Annotated in this window: 2 protein-coding genes; both read left to right on the top strand. The window is 67.8% G+C overall.

The features are described from left to right. Window positions 1–346: 346 nt before the first annotated feature. Window positions 347–676 (top strand): DUF6233 domain-containing protein, encoded by a 330-nt coding sequence (locus tag AC067Z_RS38955; RefSeq protein ID WP_478794370.1) that lies wholly within the window; start codon window positions 347–349, stop codon window positions 674–676. 26 nt (window positions 677–702) lie between these two features. Next, window positions 703–921 (top strand): hypothetical protein, encoded by a 219-nt coding sequence (locus tag AC067Z_RS38950; RefSeq protein ID WP_478794369.1) that lies wholly within the window; start codon window positions 703–705, stop codon window positions 919–921. The last annotated feature ends 218 nt before the right edge of the window (window positions 922–1,139 follow it).

Below are 1,139 nucleotides of genomic sequence, written 5' to 3'. Positions count from 1 at the left end.
TGCGCTCGGCGGGCGTGAGGTCGGCAAGATGCCGCGGCGGCTTCTTGGCTCCGCGGGGCGCGACGAAAGTGAGTTCTCCGGGCTTGGGCATGGTGTTACCAGTGTCGCAGACGGAATCTGGTGACCTGCGGGCCTTGCCGCCCGCGGTGGCCGTCATCGGTCGTTGCTGGTCGCTGCCGGGCGTCCCCTGACGGCCCACAGACGGCCCAGACGGGTAGGCGTTTCCGCTGGCCAGGAAGCCCCGCGCACGCCGCTCAGCCTGCGATGAGACGCACTGAATGTTCGGTGCGACGGGACACCGAGCGTGTCTGGTAGCCGGGTGCACACCGGGCATAGAATCGAACGCATGTCCGACATCCCTCGTCTCGCTCTCCTCCGATTCCTGCGCCGCGTTCAAGAGCAGCAGCTCGCGCAGACGGACCGATGGATTGCCGACGAGGAACGGCGCACGACCCACGCCGCGCAGCGCGCCCGGCACACGGCGCCACGAGACCCCGGATTCGTGATCTCTCACGGCATCGGCACGGACCGACGCCCCTTCGAGGTCCACGTCGGCGACTGCGGTATGGCGAAGCGCACGAAGCCGGTGACTCCGATAGAGGCTCGCCAGCTTCTGGCAGAGAGCGTGGAGGCGTGCCAGTTCTGCCGACCGGACTCCGAGCTGGGGATGCTGTGACCGGGAGCCGGATGCACGCTAACGGCATGGCCCCGATCGTTGTTCACCGTCCGTCGCCATCCGGCGGTCGGCGGGTCACCGCGCGCCGAGCGGGCCGGGACGAGATCCTCGGGCTCGCGCACTCGGATCGCGACCTGGTGGTGTTCCTTGAGCAGGCCGGAGTGACGGATCCGGAGCTCATCATCGACGACCCATCGTGGGTCGAGTGGCGGGGCGGCCACGCACACGAGTGGGACGCCGCGTAGGCGACACCCTGGACCACCGCATTCGGAGTTCGGCCGTCGGCCCTCTGCCCACGTGCACCGGGGGCTCCGACTGCCGTGCAGGCTCACTCAGGGATGCGGATGTGCGCCGTCGTTGATGTCAGCCTTAGAAGCCATCTCATTTGGTGAGTCTGCGGTAGCAGATGAGGGTGCAGGCGATGCTGGTGAAGGCGAGGAAGTGGTCCGCTTTACGTTCGTAG

The organism is Streptomyces sp. NPDC043812 (genome assembly GCF_056436245.1).
Note: the sequence above shows the minus strand (reverse complement) of the source record. Positions and strands in the feature narration are given on the sequence as shown.

Excerpts from the sequence above, each read along its gene's own strand:
- AC067Z_RS38955 (WP_478794370.1), top strand. The coding sequence starts at position 347 with ATGTCCGACATCCCTCGTCTCGCTCTCCTCCGATTCCTGCGCCGCGTT.
- AC067Z_RS38950 (WP_478794369.1), top strand. The coding sequence starts at position 703 with ATGGCCCCGATCGTTGTTCACCGTCCGTCGCCATCCGGCGGTCGGCGG.